This is a genomic window from Sphingomonas sp. G-3-2-10 (assembly GCF_012927115.1).
Classification (GTDB): domain Bacteria; phylum Pseudomonadota; class Alphaproteobacteria; order Sphingomonadales; family Sphingomonadaceae; genus Sphingomonas.
Map to the genome: position 1 here is coordinate 1,714,640 of NZ_JABBFY010000001.1, position 14,902 is coordinate 1,729,541.

A 14,902-nucleotide genomic window follows, 5' to 3' on the forward strand; every position below is an offset into this window, starting at 1 on the left:
GCGGAGGGGAAGATGTCCGAAGAACCGCATCTGCTGACCGAGGAACAGGATGGCGTCCTGATCGCGACGCTCAACCGGCCGGAGAAGCTCAACGCGCTGTCGGCGGAGACGATGGCGCTGTTCGAGGCGGCGCTGGGCCGCTTCCGCGACACGCCGGAACTCAGGGTGATGCTGATCCGCGCAACCGGGCGCTTCTTCTGTTCGGGCGCAGACTTGCGCAGCGGCGCGCCCGGCGGCCCGGCAAGAACCGCCACCGCGATCCGCGAGAACCATCGCCGCGGGCTGCATGGGATGCAGCGCATCTATGACGAGATGGAGCATATCGAGAAGCCGATCGTCGGCGCGATCCATGCGACCTGCGTCGGCGGCGGGCTGGAAATGATGATGTCCTGCGACTTCCGGCTGGCAGCGAAGGGCGCGTCCTTCTCGTTCCCCGAGGGGCTGTTCGGCGTGCTGCCCGCCTCCAATGGCGTCAGCCGCCTGACGCGGATCTGCGGGCCGCACTGGGCGCGCTGGCTGATCATGGCCAACCAGAAGGCCGACGCCGATCGCGCGCTGATCATGGGGCTGGTCCACGACGTACTGCCCGATGAGGGCTTTCACGATGCGGCGATGGAATTCTGCCGGCATTTGACGAAGCAGAATGCCGAACAGATGGGCGCTGCGAAGATCGCGATCGAGATGGCCAGCGAAGTCGGCCGCGACACCGGGCGGCATATCGAGCGCATGGCGAACAGCGCGCTGATGCTGAACCCGGCATATCTGGAGGGGATCGAGCGGTATATTCAGGCGCTGGGGAAGAAGTGACTCTAAAGCCCCTCCCCTTCAGAGGAGGGGCTAAGAGAAGAAGTCACCCCTTCACCCTAACCCGCGTATCCCGGATCCCCAGTTCCAGCAGCCGCGCCTCGGCGTGCAGCAAATGCCGATGGCTCGAAGAGAAGCGGGCGTGAAGCAAGTCCTGCAGCGTGGTGTCGGTGGTCACCGTCACGACGCGCTCCAGGCCGGTCATCAGCGCGGTGGCCATGCTGAACACCGGGCTGCCGGGATCTTCCAGATTGCCGTCCATCTGCTCGACGAACAGCCGCATCAGCGGCTGGGCGGAGCGGACGCGGTGGAGCAGCATGCCTTCGTCGCGCTGATCGGCCATGTTGTTACGCAAGTGGAGCAGGCGCGAATGCTTCACCCAGAAACCGTGATAGCCGGTGACGAAGGCCAGCGCACGCTCGCCAAGTTCCTCGTCCGGCCAGCGCTCGCGCAGCAGCGAGACATAGCTTTCCTCGGTGGTCGCCATCACCGGATCGAGCACCGCGAGCAGCAGTTCGGTCAGATCGTTGAAATAGAGATAGAGCGAGGTCATCCCCAGCCCCGCATTGCGCGCCACCGCGCTCAACGTGATCTGGACATCGGCGGGACCCGCCAGAAGCTCGTTGGTCGCCGCAAGGATACGCTCGCGCGTCGCCTGACCCTTGCGGCCCAGGCGCTGCCCGTTGAGATTGTGGCTGAGCGCCTTGGCCGGTTTCTGCTTCGCTGTCGTTACTGCATCCACAGTCGAACTTGCCCCTAACCGGGTCTGTTCAGGCGGCGCGCCAGGCGATCGCCTTGGTCTCGAGGAACTCCTCGATGCCTTCCAGGCCCCATTCACGACCCACGCCACTGGCCTTGTAGCCGCCAAAAGGCAAGTCGCCGGCGATGCACATGCCCCCATTGACGCTGATCGAGCCCGAACGGACCCGGCGCGCAATGCGCATGGCGCGGTCGAAATCGCCCGATGCGACACCGCCCGACAGGCCGTAATCGCTCTCGTTGGCGATTCGGATCGCGTCCTCGTCATCCTCGAACGGGATCACCACCAGCACCGGCCCGAAAATCTCCTCGCGAGCGATGCGCATGTCGTTGGTCGCGGCGAAGGCGGTCGGCTCGATGAAATAGCCATTGCCCTTGTCCGGCCGCATGTTGCCGCCCGCGAGCAGAGTCGCGCCCTCTTCCTTGCCGAGTTCGACATAGGACATCACCCGCTCCATCTGCCGCTGCGACACGACCGGACCCATGATGTGCTGGGGATTGTCGAAATCGCCCCAATTGTCGCCGAAGCTGGCATAGCTGTGCTTGAGGATCGCCTTGGCTTCCTCGTAGCGGCTGGCAGGCACCAGCAGACGCGACTGGACTGCACAGCCCTGCCCCGCATGGAACACCAGCATTGCGGTGGCGACTTCCATCGCGAAGTTCGGCGCGTCGTCGAGGACGATCTTGGCCGATTTGCCGCCGAGTTCGAGGAAGACGCGCTTCAGCGTCGGCGCGCCCTGCTCCATGATCCGCTTGCCCACCCCGGTCGATCCGGTGAACGAAATCAGATCGACGCGCGGATCGGTGACCATCATCTCGCCCGCCAGCGCCGGATCGCTGCCGAACACGACGTTGAGGACACCCGCCGGGAAACCCGCTTCCGCCGCCAGCTCGCCGAAAATCGCGCCCATTCCCGGCGTGTTCGGCGCGGGCTTGAGGATAACGGTGCAGCCCGCCAGCAGCGCAGCCACGACCTTCCCCACATTGACGTAGAGCGGCACGTTCCACGGCGTGATCGCCGCGACGACACCGATCGGCTCGCTGACGGTCTTGCGATGGCTTTCGAAGCCGAAGCTGGAGCGCGTGCCGTAATCCTTTTCCCACGTCACCTGCGGGAAGAGGCGGAGATAATCGTCCCACCCGTCGAGCGCCATGTCGACATGCGCGCGGCCGACCGCGCCCAGCGCCGCGCCGGCTTCATGGCGGGCGAGATCGGAAAGGCGGCCACGATTGGCCTCGAACAATTCGCGCAGTTTCGTCACCAGCTTCACGCGCAGATCGGCGTTGGTCGACCAGTCGGTCGTATCGAACGCGCGGCGCGCGGCGGCGATCGCTGCCTCGACATCGGCGGCCGAAGCGTCCGCTGCCTTGCCCACCGGCTCGCCGGTCCACGGACCGATCACGTCGAAGGTCGCGCCCCCCTCGGCATCGCGCAGCACGCCATCGATATAGAGTTTGGCGTCGGGCAAGATCGTCATGATGCGGTGTTCCTGTCGGGTCGTTGGATCAGCGGCGCGCGGCGCTGAGCGCGACGGTGCCGATGTGAAGGTCTGCGGGCATGTCGATCACCGCGCGGAAGGCATCGGTGACCGAGTTGTAGTGCGAAAGCGGGCGTTCGCGCAGGTTCAGGCCGACCTTCGCATTCTCGGTGGCGAAGCGGATCGCGACATCCTGCGGCCAGGGCGGCGCGGTCTTGGTTTCGTCGAACATCTGCCCGGCGCGGACCACGGTGACGCGCACGCCTTCGCTCTCGAGTTCGCGGCCCCACATGTCGGACACCAGTTCCAGCCCGGCCTTGGTGCCGGCATAGAGCCACAGCATCGGCATCTTGAGCGCCACGCCTTCGCTGGTGACGTTGATGATCTGCCCGCCCCCGCGCAGCAGCGGCAGTGCCTCGCGCGCGCAGAAGATCGGGCCGGCGAGATTGGTGGTGATCTGGCTGATCACCTGATCGTCGCTGACTTCGCCCAGCGTGAAAGGCTCGAAGATGCCGGCATTGTTGATGAGCACGTCGATCTTCGGATGCGTCTGCGCGATTGTGGCAAAGGCGGCGCGGACCGAGTCCGGATTGCCGACATCGCATTTGATCGCGAAATGCGGCGCGCCGATCTCGTCGGCGACAGCCTGAACCTTGGACAAGGTGCGGCCGAGCAGCACCACCGTCTCGCCGTCTCTGGCGAAGCGCCGCGCCAGCGCCCGGCCCAGTCCGTCTCCCGCACCGGTGATCACGATCGTCTTCGCCACGTCTCTCTCCCGAATTTTCTTATCGAACGACTCTGCACGCCACCCCGCGCCGGACAAGGGCCGAGCGCATCGCGGCCGCGATGTTCGTCCGATTACTTCGCCGGCTGCGCGAAATCCGCCGGATAGACCGACAAATCGCCGTCATAGGCGATGCCGCCCGGCCAAAACTCCTTGCCGCTGATCTTGCGGAAATAATGGACGGTGCGCGCGACCGAGCCCGCGGAAGAACGCGGCGCCATCGCGACCCAGCTGGGGCTGACGCCGCGCGCGCGGGCGCTGAAATCGCGGACGGTGAACAACAGATCGTCGGTCTGCTGCGCACAGAAGACGAGGTCGCTGCCCGGGCAATAGCGGCGCGGCTCGATCTGGAGATCGGACAGGCGGCCGCGCTTCATCGCGACCTTGCCGGGGACGCGAGTGACCTCGGGGCCGTGCACCTCGTCATACCATTTATGATACTCGGCTTCGCGACCCGGTACGAAATTGGCGAGGATGATGCTGACGCCCGAGAAGGGCTGGTCCTTCCGGTGGTTCGGGCTGGAGACCCAGTCCGAATACATCGCATAGCTGTGGATGCGCTCGGTCTGGGTGCTGTCGTCGATCAGCCCCGTGTCGCGTGCCTCGGCAAGCAACGGACCGAGTGCGGGCAGGTCGATTTCTGGCGCGGGATAGTCGAACTCATAGACGCTCATGAAGCGCCACGGCTGCGGGATGTCCGGCATGATCTGCTCGGTCGTCACCTGATAGCGATCGGCGGCGCGGAAGCCGCGCAGGCGGGCGAGATCCTCGCGGTGCTTGCCGTCGAACCATGCGGCATAGTCCGCTTCGCGCGCGGCGAGCACGTTGTGCAGATGGATGGTGGTGTACAGGCTCATCCTCGCCCCTCTCCTTTCGCGCCATGTTGGCGAAAGTCCGGACCTTGGCAATCGAGCGGGGCCACTGATCCCGCCAGCGATACTCTAGCCGCGCGAGCCGTCCTCGGGCCGGCCGCCGCCGCGGAAATCGCTGAGGATGCGGGCACAGAGCATCAGTTCCTCGCGAGAATAATGGGCAAGCTGCTTCATCACGAGATCGCGAAGCTGCTGGCGCACCCGGTCGCGCACGCTTTCGCCCAGCGGGGTCAGCTTGAGTTCGGTGCGGCGGCCGTCGGTCGCGCTCTGGACCGAAGTTATCAGCCCGGCGTCGGTGAGGCGCACCAACTCGGCCGAGATCAGGCTGCGGCCGATACGGAAGACGTTGGCGATGTCGAGCGGATAGACGTTGCCGACATCGATCAGCACGAGCATCCACGCGCCGCGCGGCCCGAGCGAATATTCCTCGGTGATGTCGCTCGTCGCTTCGTGCATCGGGCGCGATGCGAACGACATGCCGTGGCACAGGAAGCCGATCTCGTCCCAGGTCATTGCCGGCTCGGGGGATTTCTTGGGCTTCATCGAAGCTTTGACGTGGCCAGCGTGCCCTTCGCTGTCAAGCGGCAGCGCCCAGGCCATCAGAGTTGCGCGCCGCCCGCGATCCACCATGCCACGCCGCCAGCGACCGCGACGGCGACCAGCAGCCGCCACGGATGGACGCGAGCGACAACCCTGCCCTCCCCTTCGCCAAGCGGCTCGCTGCCGGTGATCATCGTCCAGGTCAGGTTCCGTCGCCGCGCGATCAGATAGAAGAGGATCGCCAGCACGTGCAGCACGACGAGGATCTGAAGCGCGGTGAAGCTAAGATGGTGGATATCCGCCGCGACGCGCCCCTGATCGAAGTCGACCAGATAGGACAGCGGACCGGAATCGATCCCGTCGATGTCGACCGCGAACAGCCCGGTGATTACCATTGCCGCGAGCACCAGCAGCAGCGCGATGACGCTCAGCGCGCCGAGCGGATTATGCCCGACCGGCGTCTCGGCATCGCTTGAGCGCAGATAGGCAGCAATCGCGCGCGGCCCCTTCACGAACTGGCTGAAGCGCGCGGTGGCGGTGCCGAAAACGCCCCAGAGGATGCGAAACAACAGCAGCGCGCAGACGGTAAGGCCAGACAGCAGATGCCAGTCCATGTAGCGCATCTCCGCGCTCCACCACGAAAAGCCGATCAGGCCGACCAGCAGCCAATGGAACAGGCGGGTGGGCACATCCCACACATATTGCCGGGGAGACTTCAGCTTCATCGCTCAGCCTTTCGGGGCGAAGGAATCGCACACGCTGGCGGCGGAGACAATGCCGCCGCTCAGCATCTGGCACTTGCCGCAGCCCCCGGCCGCGCCGGTGAAGAAGGCGCACTTGCCGCAAGACTTCTTCGGATCGGGTGATTGCGCCACGAAGTTGAGCGAACGCCGCCGGTTCTTCTGGCTGGCGGGCAAGGTATCGGGATTGACGCAGGGCGCCGCTCCCTGTGCCGCTGCTCCCGCACCGAGCAGCATCGCTACCGGTGCGGCGGCGGCGAGGCCCAGCAGGTTGCGCCGCGAAAGGGTCGTGTCAGCCACGCGATGCGCCTCCGACCAGTTCGAACTCATAACCGTCCGGGTCGCGGATCATCAGTACCGACGGGCCGCCCTTGTTCTCGTGAACCTCACCCACGGCATAGCCCGCCGCCTTCATCCGCGCGGCGACACCGGCAAGATCGGGGACGCGCATCACGATCTTCTGGAAGCCGTCGCCGATCTGCACCGGAGGCGATTTGCCCGGCCTCTCATCGCGCATCAGGATCAGCGCGAGCTTGCCCGCGCGGCCGTCCGCACACAGCATTACTTCGGTCAGCGGGCCGTGATGCAGCGTGACGCAGGGCACCAGCCCGAGCGCAGCCCCGTAGAACTTCGTCGAACGATCGAGATCGGTGACGCGCAGCCCCGGCGCCATCAGCGACGCCTGCACCACCGGAGCAGGGGCATCCTGCGCGAAGGCGGCAGGTGCAATCGCGAGCAGCACCGCGCCAAACGCGAGCCGGATCATACCAGCATCTCCGAGATGGACTTGTTGGTCTCCATCACTTCGGTACCCCATTTATCGACCGAAACGCCCATCACCTGCTGGAGCGTCAGGCCGACGCGCGTGACCGGCGTGCCTTCGCCCGCGACATGGATGCCGGTCTTGATCCGCCCGCCCGCGCTGCCCGCAGTCATCATCGGGATGTTGTCGATGGTGTGGAACTTGGCGAACTCGGTCTCGCTGTGCGCGAAGACCAGGCTGTGATCGAGCAGGGTGCCGTCGCCTTCCTTCACCGCATCGAGCGCGGCAACGAAATAGGCCCAGCCTTCCATGATCTTGTTCACGAAATAGGTCGCCGAGGGCTGGTAGCCGAGCCGGTTGTCGAGTGGTTCCTCATGCGTCAGCTGATGGTGCGTGATCGTGCTGCCGATGCGGGTCAGCGACGACGCGCCATTGTTGAAGTTCATGTTGAACACGCGCGTATTGTCGCAGGCGAGCGCCATCACCAGCAGATCGGTCATGATCTGGTGGTTGGTGATGACATTCTCGATCTCGGCATTCACTTCGCGGTCGCCCGGCTTGCGCGGGACGACGCAGCCCTGCATCGGCTCGGGCTTGGTCAGTTCGACATCGAGCTGGTTTTCCAGCTGGCGCAGCGACGTGAAATACTGGTCGAGCCGGTGCTTGTCCGACGCGCCCAACCGCGCTTCGAACGCCTTGCGCTGATCGGTCACGCCGGAAAGCACGCTGCGCCGGGCCATGACCTGCGGGTCGGGCGTGAAGCTGGCGCTGTTGGGATCGCGGAAGCCCGCGCCGAACAGGCGAGTGTAGAAGGCGGTCGGCGAGACCTCGGCCGGATTGAGGTTGCCGCTACCGCGTCCGCTAAGCGAGTTGCGCGGATCGCCGGTGGACGAAACTTCAAGCGAGCGGAAGCGGGTGCGCGTGCCGATCTTGTCGCCGATCAGCACGTCGAACGACGGTCCGGGCAGATTGCCCTCCCCCGTCGCCGCCATGCCGGTGCGGATGCCGATCCCGCCGCTGGTGTGCGGCAGATTGGGCTTGCCGTCGAGCGGCACGGTGAAGTCGCTGAAGACGTTGATCTTGTCGCGATGGGCGCGGATCGGTTCGAGTTCGGGCTTCAGGTCGTACCCTGCGCCGACCTTGTCGGGAAACCAGCGCGGCGGATTGACGCCCAGGCCCCAGAACCACGTCCCGAAACGGATCGGCACCGGCGCGCCAGTGGCGGCGAGCGCCTCGCCATTCACGTCGAGGAAGATGTCGAGCAGCGGCAGGCTGACGGCGACGGCGGCGCCGTTCATCATGCCCCGAAGTGCGGTGCGGCGTGTAAGGGTCATCGGCCTGCTCCGTGAAAGCCCCGCGCGAAGAAATATTGCGCGACATGGGGTGGTGAAATGGGGGTACGCGGCACCTGATAGGCGCTGGGCAAGGTGGCGATCCGCAGCATCAGCGCGGGCAGGCGATAGCCCGACTCCGCGAACGCCTTTTCGAGTGCGGCGACGGTCTCGCCTTCCTCTTCCATCGATCGGCCGGTGGCATATTCCAGTGCCCGGCTGGCGACGCATTCGGTGGTCGCGGGGTTGTTCGCCATTGCCTTGCCCAGCCCCGCCGCGCCGTCGAAGCTCTCGCCGTCGAGGCCGCCCGACACGTCGATCGGCGCGCCATTCTCGGTCGCGCGGAAAGCGCCGATGCCGTCGAACTTCTCCAGCGGCAGGCCGATCGGATCGGTGATGCGATGGCAGGACGAGCAGGACGGATCGGTGGCGTGCGCATCGAGCCGCGAGCGCGCGGTCTTCAGCACCGGGTTGGTCGTTTCCTGCACCACGGTGAAGTTCACATTGCCCGGCGGATCGGGCACCGGCTGGCACAGCAGCCGCTCGCGGATCGCCCGTCCGCGCAGGGTCGGCGAGCTGCGGCCCGAATGCGAGTAGAGCGCGAGGAAACCGGCCTGGCTGAGCAACCCGGCGCGATCCGCATCGGCCGGGAATTCATAGGCTTCCCAGCCGGTGCGAGAGCGGACGGGGATATTGTAGAGCGGCCCCAGCGCGCGGTTCACGAAGGTGCGGCGCGTCGTGAACAGCTCGCGATAATCGCCGTTCCGGGTGACGAGCTGATCGACGATGGTGCGCAGCAATTGCTCCGGCAGCGCCTTGGCCACTTCCGGATTGAAGCGCGGATAGACGACCGGATCCTTGGCGATCTCGTCGAACTTCTCGAACAGCAGCATATCCGAGAAAAAGGCGCGGACTCCCGCTTCCAGCCGGGGCGACTTCACCATGCGCTCGGCAATGGCCGAGAGCTTGGCCTGATCGGCCAGATCGCCGTTTGCGGCAGCTGTCAGCAGCGCTTCGTTCGGCGCGGAGTTCCACAGCAGGAAGCTCAGCCGCGACGCGCGCGAATAGCCGTCGAGCCGGAGTTCGCCGGGCCGGTCGGGATCTGCCTCGGCGCTTTCGATCACATAGAGGAAGTTGGGCGAGACCAGCATCGCCGCCAGCGCGAGCTGGACGCCCGAGTGGAAATCGCCATTCCGCGTGGTCGCATCATTGGCCATCCGGACATAGGCGGCCTGCTCGCCATCGGTCAGCGGACGGCGGAAGAGATAGCGGCCGATCGGCGCAAGCGCGGCGCGGGCGCACTCATCATCGGGCTTGGCCGCATCCTTCGGCGCGCAGGGCATGAAGGCGGCGCGGTGCGCCGGATCGAAGACCTGCGCCGCAATACCACGCGCGATCGCATCGAACTGTTCCAGCCCGGCGGGCGAGATCGACGCCACGTTGGCGCCGGTCGCGATCAGCTGATGCGCGGGGCGCACGATCGGCTCGAACCGGCCGGCGACGTTGATGTCGGGCCCGAAGATGTCGACGATGGCGTTGCGATACTGCGCCTCGGTGAGGCGGCGCATGCCGACGATCTGGCCGAGGGTTTCGGAAGGCGCGGCGGATGCAGCCTCCGCGACCGCCGCGTCGGGCGCGCGGCCCGTTGCGATGCTGAGCGCGAAGACCGGCAGCGCAAGGCCGAGGGCGATATGACCAAGACGCATCCGATCAGCTCCGCTTCGCCGCGACGGGCGGACGATCGATGACGAAGGCCGGAACCGCCGAGACATCCATTGCCGACGAGATCGCCGTGCATTGCCCGGTCTTCGGATCGCGGATGCCGTCGGCGAGCTTCTTCAGCGTGGCATATTGCGCGGGGCAATCGATCCCCGCCGTTTCGCCCGCGCCGAGGCCACCCAGGATCGTGCCCTGAATCACCGTGCGATAGGGCTGATAGCCGCCGAACAGGCCCTTCACCGTGCCGTCGGGCTGGAAGCGCAGTTCGAAGCGCGAGCGGAGGAAATGATATTCGGCATTCTTGCCGCGAATGCCACCCTGCCCCACCCGCTGGGTCAGCCGCACCTCGCCGGGATCGCTGGTCAGCACACCATCGACGATCCGGCCGCGCAGCACGTTGCGCCAGCGCGGATTCTCACTGACGCTGAAGCTGGCGCCGGGGATGAAGCCGCGCTTCGAATCCAGCACCGGGCGATCGTCGGTGGTGGCGAAGATAATCTCGACATTGTCGTCATTGACGAGGCTATCGACGCCGCGCAGCAGCAGCACGATCGACTGTTCGCCGGTGGCAAGCAGATTGTTCCAGCCGCGCACGATGTCGCCGCCCTTGCCATCTATACCACGATAGGTGCGGGTGCATCCCATCGCGCGATAGGCCTGATTGTCCACGCCCGCGCGACCATCGACTCCGGTAAATTCGACATGGCTGCAGCCGTCGCTCGCATTGCCGCCATCGAGATCGAGGCCATAGGCAACCTTGCCCTGCACGGTCTTCTGGAGCGGCCGGTCGAACAGTTCGGGGTTCGAGCAGATATTGGTGTTGTTCGGCCCCGCGACCGACGCCTTCCAGCGCCGGGTGAATTCGGGCTCATTCTCCTTCAGCGACAGCCGCGCACGCTCGGCGGGGGGCTGGCTCTGCAGGTAATTTTCGCTGACCGTGCCGGCGAGCCCTTCGGGACAGTCCTCATCCCCCTGATGGATCGCAGGCGCGAAGGCAGTGAGGATGAACCCCATCTCGCCATTGGCGGGCGCGGCAAGCGCTGCGCGCGTCTCGGCTGCGGGCGTCGCGCCACCGCCGATGGTCAGTACGCCGGCGAGCAACGCCGCCTTCCCGGCGATGCCGACCGGCCGGACCTTGAACCGTGATTGCCAGGCCATGCCGAACCCTCCTGTCTTTCAGAATCATGTTCTGATTTTGAACTATGTTGCGCCCAACCGCCGCTGCAATCAAGTTCAAAATACGAACTATATTGCCGCGGCGGTCGTGCGGATATCGCTTGCCCTTAGGGCCGCAGGATCGCGGCGCCGTGCGGGACTTCGGACGATTTCGCCTCGCTGCTCACGAACACCGGCTTGCCGCGCCAGGCCCATTGCGGATGATCGCCGGTATGCAGGACCGTCCATTCGCCCAGATCGCGCGACGCGATGCCGGCCAGGAAGGGCGATGCGCCCTCATGCGATCCAGTGAACAGGACGTGCCCGCCGGTATCGGCCAGGACATAGGCATCGTCGAGAAACAGCGGCGCGACTGAAGCGGGCGCCGTGATCTTCGGCGGCGGCGGAACATAGGCGATCACGTCCCACAAATCCTCGATCCCGTCGCCGCGCATGTCGCCGGGCGACCGGTCCGCCAGATGCGTGAAGACCGGGCGGTTGCGATACGCCCATTGCGGCGCGCCGCCCCGGGTGGTGACCGTCCAGTCGCCGATCGGCTTTGCATCCGCCGGGGCCGCCAGCGGGGCCCATTGCCTGGCGCAGGATTCGATGCAGAAAAGCTGGGTTCCGTTCCCGCGGGTAAAGGCGACGCGCGCATCGAGCGTATAGAGCGTCATCTTGCGGGGCGTGACGTAGATCACCCGGTCGCCCGTCTTGCGGACGCTCACTTCGGCGGGATAGGTCCGCTCCGCCGGCGCGTCGCCGTGCGACTGCGCGATGGCCGGGGCAACCAACGCTGGCTGAACCAGAAGCAGCGATGCCAGCAGCACGATCTTCATCTCGCTCTCCCCTGCTCGTCGCTCAGCGCGTTTCGACGCGATAGGTGCGGTGGCAGGCCGAGCAGGTCGCGCCGAGCTGCCGCGCCTGGGCGCGCATCGCCGCGATATCGCCACTCTGCGCGGCCTTCATCATCGCGTTCGCCTGATTGGAAAAGGCGTCCTGCGCCGCCTTGAACTGCGCGGGCTGCGACCAGATCTCGGGCTTTGCGGCGGTCTTCACCCCCGGCTTCGGTCCGCTTCCCGCAGGGAACCAGCCATATTGCGCCTTGGAGACATCGCGGATCTGGCGCGCCGAAAGCTGAATGACATAAGGTTGCGGCGTGCCCGAGCGCAGTTCGTCGTTGAGATTCTTGAACGCCGAGCCGAGCGAGCGATAGCCCGCGACGCGCGCCGTGATCGTGTCCGCAACGGCAGCGGCGAGCGGCGCCGCGACCAGAACCGTCAGCGTGGCGGCAATGGCGAACCGCGTCTTGTTGCGCAGCATGGCGACCTCTCCCGAACCTTGATGCCTCGACTCCCGTCATGCGGGCTGGCTCAATTAATAGTTCAAATTTTGAATTAGTCAATCGCACGACCGCCCGGCGATCACCGGGCGACGTTCCTCACTTCTTCGGCGTGAGCTTCGACAGATCGTAGTCGATGTTCGACAGAACCTTGTCGGTCAGCACGTCGGGCGCATATTGCTGCACCGCCTTGAGCGTCATGCCGCGCACCGCGCCGATCTGGTCGCGGCTGGAAAAGCCGGGGATATGCTTGTCGAGAACGGCGCGCGCGGCGGGATCGTCGAGCAGCGTCCCGATCTCGGTGGTGTCCACGCTGTACCCGGCCGCCGGAGCAGTGGCGGGCGCTGGAGCATTCTGAGCGAAGGCGACGCCGGGAATGGCGGCCGATAGCATCAGGGCTGCAACTGCAAATGCGCGCATGGTCGTCACCTTCTCGTCCGGTTCAGTTCACCCGGGATATGCCCGCAGCACACGGACGGCAAGAAACTAGTTCGCATGTTGAATTACCTCATCGCTCCGGCGATGCCCTTTGGCAGCAGCTCCCGACACCGCTAGAGCCAGGCGATGACAGGCGATTTGTTCTCCGATCGCGCGTTGCGCGGCCAGACGCTCGGACGGGCGGATGTGGAGCGTCTGGCCCTTTCGCCCCGGCATCTGGTCGACTGCGATCTTGAAGAAGCCGACCTCGCCCGGTTCGACTTGACCGACTGGACCTTCGAGCGATGCAATCTGCGCCGCACCGACTTCACCGGCGCCACGCTCGAACGTGCGCGCTTTCTTTCCTGTCGCGGCCCGTTCGCTGCGTTTCCGGGCGCGAACCTCAGCGAAGCGGCGTTCACCGCGAGCGATTTCAACAATGCCTCGCTGCGCGGCGCGACGATCACTTCGGCATCCTTTACCGCCTGCAAGCTGACCGGCGCGGATCTGTCCGATGCGCGCGGGCTGGACGCGCGGTTCGAGGAAACGCTGCTGATCAACGCCAAGCTGCCCGGCTTCTCGTTCCGCAAGCAGACACTGCGTCGGCTGGATTTCAGCGAGGCCGATCTGCGCAAGTGCGATTTCCGCGCGACGGTGTTCGACGAATGCAGCCTGCGCAACGCGAACATGGCGGACGGCCGATTCGAAGGCGCGGACCTGCGATCGGCCGATCTGGGCGGCCTGCGGCTGTTCGATGCCGCACTGTTTCGCGGCGCCACCATCTCGCGCGCGCAGGCCGGTGCGCTGCTCGGCGAACTGGGCCTCAACGTCCTCTAGCGATTTCGCAGCCTCCACCGCCCCGGCGTTATTTCCCCGCTGCGATGGCCGCGGCCGGATCGCGTCGATACCTAGCCTGTGCAGGGCGACCGGCTCCACGCCGTCGCGCCAAAGGATTTCAGGCAAGGAAAACAGCGGTGACCGACAGGATTCTCGATTGCTCGGATCTCGATCAGTACATGGGCAAGCCGATTGCGCCGGCGCGGATGAAGGAGCCGCTGCACAACAATGATTTCCGCCGCTGGGTGCAGGCGATGCACTATCCCAACCTGCTCCACTACGACCATGATTTCGCGGCGGAGAGCCGCTACGGCAGGCTGGTCGCACCGCAATCCTTCGCCGTCGCGGCGGACGACGGGCATGGCGCGGGCCCGGCGTGCGTCGGCCGCATCCCCAACTCGCACCTGATCTTCGGCGGCGACGAATGGTGGTTCTATGGCCCCAAGATCTTCGGCGGCGACGACATCATCAACGAGAAGGTGCCGTTCGACTATGTCGTGAAGGACACCAAATTCGCCGGCCCAACCTGCTTCCAGCGCGGCGATAACAATTACTACAACCAGCATGGCGAACTGATCGCCAAGCAGCGCTCGACCAGCATCCGTTACCGCAACGATCTGGCGGTCGAGATGGCTTCGCTCGACGCGACCGAGGACCCGGTCTGGACCGACGAGGAGATCGCCGATCTGGAAGAGCGGAAGCTCGAATTCATCGACATGATGCACGCTCTGGGTCACGGGAAGCGCTATTGGGACGATGTGAATGTCGGCGATGCGCTGCCCGTGCGCGTGTTCGGGCCGCACAGCATCGCCAGCCTGACCACCGAGTGGCGCGCCTATCTCTTCACCATCTGGGGCAGCACGCATCGCCCGGGCTTCGACCTTGAGGGGCTCGGCTTCGATCCGGCGATGGCGGGGCACGAGAATGATCCGGTGATGGAGAAGATCAATCCCGAGCTGACCGACGGCGCCTATTTCGGCCCGTCGCGCGGGCACCTGTTCGCGCGCTGGGCGCGCTATATCGGGATGCCGCGGCCCTATGGCTATGGCGCGTCGATGGGCGCGTGGATCCTCGACTATCTCGCCGGCTGGGCGGGCGAATGGGGTCAGGTGGTTCACGTCAATTCGGCCTATCGCGGTCCCGCCTTCACCGGCGACGCCACGATCATGACCGCGACGGTGATCGACAAATTGACCGACGCCGAGGGCCGCAAGCTGATCCAGGTCGATTGCAAGATGGCCAACCAGCTCGGCACGACGATGGCCACGGCGAAAGGGGAGATCGAATTGCCCGTGCGAGACTGATCATTTTGTCGGACAATAAATCGTCACCCGGCTTGCCGCTCCATCTTCCGCGAATTA

17 protein-coding genes are annotated in these 14,902 nt (G+C 65.5%); 3 read left to right on the plus strand and 14 right to left on the minus strand.

Translation table 11 applies throughout. The annotated features are described in order from the left end of the window. The first annotated feature begins 12 nt into the window (after positions 1 to 12). Positions 13 to 807 (plus strand): enoyl-CoA hydratase/isomerase family protein, encoded by a 795-nt coding sequence (locus HHL13_RS08500; RefSeq protein WP_169555257.1) that lies wholly within the window; start codon positions 13 to 15, stop codon positions 805 to 807. Positions 808 to 850: 43 nt separating this feature from the next. Here the strand turns inward: HHL13_RS08500 and HHL13_RS08505 are convergent, their stop codons facing one another. The 14 genes from HHL13_RS08505 to HHL13_RS08570 all read right to left on the minus strand — a co-directional run bounded on the left by HHL13_RS08505 (position 851) and on the right by HHL13_RS08570 (position 12,707). Beyond that, positions 851 to 1,546 (minus strand): TetR/AcrR family transcriptional regulator, encoded by a 696-nt coding sequence (locus HHL13_RS08505; protein ID WP_240953658.1) that lies wholly within the window; start codon positions 1,544 to 1,546, stop codon positions 851 to 853. 28 nt (positions 1,547 to 1,574) lie between these two features. Further along, on the minus strand, positions 1,575 to 3,041 hold the full coding sequence (locus HHL13_RS08510) for an aldehyde dehydrogenase family protein (protein WP_169555258.1): 1,467 nt from the start codon (positions 3,039 to 3,041) through the stop codon (positions 1,575 to 1,577). Positions 3,042 to 3,069: 28 nt separating this feature from the next. Continuing rightward, positions 3,070 to 3,807: an SDR family oxidoreductase gene (locus HHL13_RS08515; protein WP_169555259.1), complete on the minus strand. Its 738-nt coding sequence runs from the start codon at positions 3,805 to 3,807 to the stop codon at positions 3,070 to 3,072. Between the two features lie 92 nt (positions 3,808 to 3,899). Next, positions 3,900 to 4,682: a hypothetical protein gene (locus HHL13_RS08520; RefSeq protein ID WP_169555260.1), complete on the minus strand. Its 783-nt coding sequence runs from the start codon at positions 4,680 to 4,682 to the stop codon at positions 3,900 to 3,902. Positions 4,683 to 4,766: 84 nt separating this feature from the next. Then, on the minus strand, positions 4,767 to 5,240 hold the full coding sequence (locus HHL13_RS08525; protein ID WP_169555261.1) for a MarR family winged helix-turn-helix transcriptional regulator: 474 nt from the start codon (positions 5,238 to 5,240) through the stop codon (positions 4,767 to 4,769). Positions 5,241 to 5,296: 56 nt separating this feature from the next. After that, positions 5,297 to 5,962, minus strand: a complete 666-nt coding sequence (locus HHL13_RS08530) for a cytochrome b/b6 domain-containing protein (RefSeq protein WP_169555262.1) — start codon at positions 5,960 to 5,962, stop codon at positions 5,297 to 5,299. A 3-nt stretch (positions 5,963 to 5,965) separates the two neighbouring features. After that, a complete protein-coding gene (locus HHL13_RS08535) occupies positions 5,966 to 6,277 on the minus strand; it encodes a high-potential iron-sulfur protein (RefSeq protein WP_346775522.1) in 312 nt (103 codons plus the stop codon). Next, complete coding sequence (locus tag HHL13_RS08540; protein WP_169555264.1) at positions 6,270 to 6,743, minus strand: VOC family protein; 474 nt, start codon at positions 6,741 to 6,743, stop codon at positions 6,270 to 6,272. The genes HHL13_RS08535 and HHL13_RS08540 overlap by 8 nt, the downstream gene beginning before the upstream one ends. Further along, a complete protein-coding gene (locus tag HHL13_RS08545; RefSeq protein WP_169555265.1) occupies positions 6,740 to 8,074 on the minus strand; it encodes a DUF1552 domain-containing protein in 1,335 nt (444 codons plus the stop codon). Before HHL13_RS08545 ends, HHL13_RS08540 begins: the two co-directional genes overlap by 4 nt. After that, complete coding sequence (locus tag HHL13_RS08550; RefSeq protein ID WP_169555266.1) at positions 8,071 to 9,777, minus strand: DUF1592 domain-containing protein; 1,707 nt, start codon at positions 9,775 to 9,777, stop codon at positions 8,071 to 8,073. The genes HHL13_RS08545 and HHL13_RS08550 overlap by 4 nt, the downstream gene beginning before the upstream one ends. A 4-nt stretch (positions 9,778 to 9,781) precedes the next feature. Beyond that, complete coding sequence (locus tag HHL13_RS08555; protein WP_169555267.1) at positions 9,782 to 10,948, minus strand: hypothetical protein; 1,167 nt, start codon at positions 10,946 to 10,948, stop codon at positions 9,782 to 9,784. A 125-nt stretch (positions 10,949 to 11,073) separates the two neighbouring features. Further along, positions 11,074 to 11,784, minus strand: a complete 711-nt coding sequence (locus HHL13_RS08560; RefSeq protein WP_169555268.1) for a hypothetical protein — start codon at positions 11,782 to 11,784, stop codon at positions 11,074 to 11,076. Positions 11,785 to 11,806: 22 nt separating this feature from the next. Then, on the minus strand, positions 11,807 to 12,268 hold the full coding sequence (locus HHL13_RS08565) for a cytochrome c (RefSeq protein ID WP_169555269.1): 462 nt from the start codon (positions 12,266 to 12,268) through the stop codon (positions 11,807 to 11,809). 118 nt (positions 12,269 to 12,386) lie between these two features. Continuing rightward, positions 12,387 to 12,707: a hypothetical protein gene (locus tag HHL13_RS08570; protein ID WP_169555270.1), complete on the minus strand. Its 321-nt coding sequence runs from the start codon at positions 12,705 to 12,707 to the stop codon at positions 12,387 to 12,389. 144 nt (positions 12,708 to 12,851) lie between these two features. On the opposite strand from HHL13_RS08570, the gene HHL13_RS08575 reads away from it, so the two are divergent. After that, complete coding sequence (locus tag HHL13_RS08575; RefSeq protein WP_169555271.1) at positions 12,852 to 13,541, plus strand: pentapeptide repeat-containing protein; 690 nt, start codon at positions 12,852 to 12,854, stop codon at positions 13,539 to 13,541. A gap of 137 nt (positions 13,542 to 13,678) precedes the next feature. Next, positions 13,679 to 14,845 (plus strand): MaoC family dehydratase N-terminal domain-containing protein, encoded by a 1,167-nt coding sequence (locus HHL13_RS08580; RefSeq protein ID WP_169555272.1) that lies wholly within the window; start codon positions 13,679 to 13,681, stop codon positions 14,843 to 14,845. Positions 14,846 to 14,902: the final 57 nt, after the last annotated feature.

Excerpts from the sequence above, each read along its gene's own strand:
- HHL13_RS08500 (WP_169555257.1), top strand. The coding sequence starts at position 13 with ATGTCCGAAGAACCGCATCTGCTGACCGAGGAACAGGATGGCGTCCTG.
- HHL13_RS08510 (WP_169555258.1), bottom strand. The coding sequence starts at position 3,041 with ATGACGATCTTGCCCGACGCCAAACTCTATATCGATGGCGTGCTGCGC.
- HHL13_RS08520 (WP_169555260.1), bottom strand. The coding sequence starts at position 4,682 with ATGAGCCTGTACACCACCATCCATCTGCACAACGTGCTCGCCGCGCGC.
- HHL13_RS08525 (WP_169555261.1), bottom strand. The coding sequence starts at position 5,240 with ATGAAGCCCAAGAAATCCCCCGAGCCGGCAATGACCTGGGACGAGATC.
- HHL13_RS08530 (WP_169555262.1), bottom strand. The coding sequence starts at position 5,962 with ATGAAGCTGAAGTCTCCCCGGCAATATGTGTGGGATGTGCCCACCCGC.
- HHL13_RS08540 (WP_169555264.1), bottom strand. The coding sequence starts at position 6,743 with ATGATCCGGCTCGCGTTTGGCGCGGTGCTGCTCGCGATTGCACCTGCC.
- HHL13_RS08545 (WP_169555265.1), bottom strand. The coding sequence starts at position 8,074 with ATGACCCTTACACGCCGCACCGCACTTCGGGGCATGATGAACGGCGCC.
- HHL13_RS08550 (WP_169555266.1), bottom strand. The coding sequence starts at position 9,777 with ATGCGTCTTGGTCATATCGCCCTCGGCCTTGCGCTGCCGGTCTTCGCG.
- HHL13_RS08555 (WP_169555267.1), bottom strand. The coding sequence starts at position 10,948 with ATGGCCTGGCAATCACGGTTCAAGGTCCGGCCGGTCGGCATCGCCGGG.
- HHL13_RS08560 (WP_169555268.1), bottom strand. The coding sequence starts at position 11,784 with ATGAAGATCGTGCTGCTGGCATCGCTGCTTCTGGTTCAGCCAGCGTTG.
- HHL13_RS08565 (WP_169555269.1), bottom strand. The coding sequence starts at position 12,268 with ATGCTGCGCAACAAGACGCGGTTCGCCATTGCCGCCACGCTGACGGTT.
- HHL13_RS08570 (WP_169555270.1), bottom strand. The coding sequence starts at position 12,707 with ATGCGCGCATTTGCAGTTGCAGCCCTGATGCTATCGGCCGCCATTCCC.
- HHL13_RS08575 (WP_169555271.1), top strand. The coding sequence starts at position 12,852 with ATGACAGGCGATTTGTTCTCCGATCGCGCGTTGCGCGGCCAGACGCTC.